The organism is Acidovorax sp. HMWF029, from assembly GCF_003060895.1.
In the GTDB taxonomy this organism is placed as follows: Bacteria; Pseudomonadota; Gammaproteobacteria; order Burkholderiales; family Burkholderiaceae_C; genus Acidovorax.
On record NZ_QAIH01000037.1, the window covers coordinates 1 to 3,177 of the forward strand.

At 61.3% G+C, this 3,177-nt stretch carries 5 protein-coding genes; 2 read left to right on the plus strand and 3 right to left on the minus strand.

Annotation, left to right across the window (positions count from 1 at the left end):
* Nucleotides 1-493 (minus strand): acyl-homoserine-lactone synthase (locus DBR12_RS02355; protein ID WP_108615773.1); only part of this gene is annotated, 493 nt, incomplete at its 3' end.
* Between the two features lie 219 nt (nt 494-712).
* Here DBR12_RS02355 and DBR12_RS02360 point away from each other — a divergent pair.
* Together DBR12_RS02360 and DBR12_RS02365 are read left to right on the plus strand one after the other, a co-directional pair.
* On the plus strand, nt 713-1,426 hold the full coding sequence (locus tag DBR12_RS02360; protein WP_199226612.1) for an autoinducer binding domain-containing protein: 714 nt from the start codon (nt 713-715) through the stop codon (nt 1,424-1,426).
* A gap of 85 nt (nt 1,427-1,511) precedes the next feature.
* The gene (locus DBR12_RS02365) at nt 1,512-1,919 is read left to right on the plus strand and encodes a DUF4902 domain-containing protein (RefSeq protein WP_158274963.1); all 408 of its coding nucleotides are present in this window, start codon (nt 1,512-1,514) and stop codon (nt 1,917-1,919) included.
* A 65-nt stretch (nt 1,920-1,984) separates the two neighbouring features.
* On the opposite strand, the gene DBR12_RS02370 is transcribed toward DBR12_RS02365, so the two are convergent.
* Nucleotides 1,985-2,722: an RluA family pseudouridine synthase gene (locus DBR12_RS02370; RefSeq protein ID WP_108615776.1), complete on the minus strand. Its 738-nt coding sequence runs from the start codon at nt 2,720-2,722 to the stop codon at nt 1,985-1,987.
* On the minus strand, nt 2,709-3,177 hold a 469-nt coding region (locus tag DBR12_RS02375), incomplete at its 5' end, for a response regulator (protein WP_233244257.1). The genes DBR12_RS02370 and DBR12_RS02375, both read right to left, overlap by 14 nt.

Sequence of the window (3,177 nt, forward strand, 5' to 3'; positions counted from 1 at the left end):
GGCGATGGGACTCAAAACCTGTACGGCGCAGCAGGCGCTCCACCCCCAGTGGAGAAACCGTGACCATGCGCTGGGCCCCGTGTGCCATAGCACAACGGCTGGCCGCCTGCAGCAGGCCGGTGGTGATGGGTGAGGAGAACTGGTCAAGCGCAGAGCCCGTGGGCCCCGAGAAATCCATCGCTGCAAAGCGGGATAGCTCCCACACCTCCGGTGCCTCGGGGGCTGGACCGCCATTGAGCAGCTGCGGGAACACCTCGGCCAGCAGGTAGGGGCGGGTGGTGGGCAGCAGCCGGGCGGTGCCGATGACTTCGCCATCTTCGTTCTGGGCGATGACATAGACGGTGTCGTCCCGGTCGAATTGGTCAAGTTCCAGGGCATCGCGGCAGTGCAGCTGCCAGCCCAGTTTTTCCACAAAAACGCGGTGCCGGTACCGGGCCATGCGGGTCATCAGCGGCGGATGCAGTTCCGCAGGGCAGCCAGAGGTGATGCGCATCGGATATTCCCTCATGAGTTTTGCCCATTAGAAGATCACCTGAAAATCTTTGTAACTACCAACTCTGGTAGGTGCCGGCTGGCATGACCCTTGTCAAAATCAACTCGCCAAAGGGCTTCAATGTCGCCAGAATGTGCAAAAACGTAACGGTTGTTGACGACGCGTCATTCGCATGCGAGTGGTCAGTCTCTGTGGGGTGGTGCTCGAAACAGGAGTCCTATGACAAGCTGGCAAGAGGATCTTTTGGGGGTGATGGACTGTGCCCAGTCTGAGCAAGAGGTTTTTTGCAAAATCGAGCTTGCTGCGCATGTCCTTGGGTTTGACTACTGCGCCTATGGCTTGCGGGTGCCCATGCCTTTGTCCAACCCAAAGACCATTTTCTTGAACAACTATCCGCCGACGTGGCAGGAGCGGTATGTGCGGCAGAGCTATGTGCAGGTAGACCCCACGGTGCAACATGGGTGTCGCAAGCACACTCCGCTGGTCTGGTCGGATGACGTGTTTGCATCGGCCCAGGATTTCTGGGAAGACGCGCGCTCGTTTGGCCTGCGATTTGGATGGGCGCAATCGTGCATTGATGGAGGGGGGGTGCGCGGCATGCTGACGCTGGCGCGTTCGTCCGAGGCCCTGACATCCGATGAGATCGCACTTAACGAGATGAAGATGCGCTGGCTGGCGCACATTGCGCACCTTATCTTGTCGCGTATCTTCACAACACGCCAGGCCGAAGAGATGCAGCCGCATCTGACAGCCAGAGAAATCGAGGTGCTCAAATGGACTGCCGACGGCAAGACCTCTGCCGACATTTCCTCGCTGCTGGATGTGTCGGAAAACACTGTGAACTTCCACGTCAAGAATGCCGTGACCAAATTGCAAACTACCAACAAGACGGCTGCCACCGTACGCGCCGCCATGCTGGGATTGCTGGGCTGATGCGGCCTGCTTGGGGCGTTGCGGGCACCTACGAATGCGCCACCCTGGGATGGGCAGCAATCGGGGCGATTGGTGGAGGGCGAGTGTGAACGCCGTGCAGGTATCGCCGGATGGCTTGCTGCGACTGTCGATTGACGAGTTGCTGTCGCTGCCTATTCACCACCTGATGTCGGCAGTAGACCTGGACGTGGTGGGGCCGCGCACGGCGGTATGCGGGTGCGAGACAACCATCAGTGGTTACACAGAATGGGTGAGCGCGTCCTGCCCGGTGGTTTCCATCGGCTGGGACTGGCACATCAGTCCATGGACGGCACAGCGGCCCTTTGTCTGGGCGCGGCTGGGCCAACCCCGCAGCAACGTGATGCTGGTGTATTCCACAGGCAACGACACAGGGTGGCGCAAGAACCTTGAGCTGCTGTCAACGGTGGTGGACGCTTTACCTTGGCAGGAGCAGTTGAGCCATTCGGTCACTGCGTTGCTGAGAAGTCACTGAACACAATTGCTATCAAAAACGTAGCAAACAATGAGGCCCATCAGGCGGTGAGTGGCAAAAAGGCTTCAAAATTCCGCCGCCATCTCCCATCGCATGGGCTGCCCGGTGGTCGGGTGGGCCAGCGCAAGTTCTGCTGCATGGAGCAACAGCCGTGGGTGCGCGGCTTGCGTGGCAGCATCCGCGTACAACGTGTCTCCCAGAATCGGATGGCCCATGGCGGCCATGTGTACGCGTAGCTGATGTGTGCGTCCAGTAACGGGTTCAAGCTCGACACGGGTGGTTTTGGCCGCTGCGTCGTATGCCAGCGCGCGCCAGCGGGTGTGACTTGGTTTGCCGTGCACAGCATCAATAACGCGCAAGGGGCGGCGTTCCCAGTCGGCGGCGATGGGCAGGTGGACGTCGTTCCAGGTGTTGGCAGAGGCTTCCATCAGACCCTCCACAATCGCGACATAGCGTTTGTGAATCTGCCGCTGTTCGAATGCCAGGCTCAGGCGCCGTTGGGCACTGGCATGCCGAGCCATCAGCACCAGACCCGAAGTGGCTTGGTCTAGTCGATGCACGATGAGTGCGCCCGGCCAGTACGACTGGGCGCGTGCGCTCAAACAGTCCTGTTTGTCGATGCCGCGCCCTGGCACGCACAGCAGGCCTGGGGGCTTGTACAGCACCAGCAAGTCAGCGTCCTCGTATAGCGCCACCGGGGCGAGGGGGGCTTGAGCGTTTGCGGTGCACTCGGCGTTGTTGGCCCCAGCCGATGTCCTGTGCACCCAGTATTCAGCAGGAGCGCTGGCTTCAGCCTGCAGCATGGTTGTCGCCCCCCACCAGACGCTGAACGGTGGCGCAAAGCTCTTCCACGTCGTTGGGCTTATGGATCAACGCCTGTGCGCCTTCGAGCAGCGCAGCCTGTTCGATCTCGGCCGTGACATAGCCCGAGGCCAGGGCCACTGGAAGGTCCGGACGGATCATGCGGGCCTCGCGCACCAGGTCAACGCCGCAGAAGCCCGGCATGTTGTAGTCGGTTACCAGCAGGTCATAGCGGTGGGGTGCCTCGCGCAGAGCGGCTGTGGCTTCGTGGGGGTCGGTAAAGCCGCTTACCTCGTAGCCTCGACGGCGCAGCAGGCGCTGTACCAGGAAGACCAGGGCCTGGTCGTCGTCCACATACATGACATGAGGCTTGTGGCGCGGCGTGGGAGCTTCAGTGGTGGCGGTGGCGGTGGCGGGCAGCGGGGCTGGCGCAACCGGCGAAGCGGCAGGTGGGGAG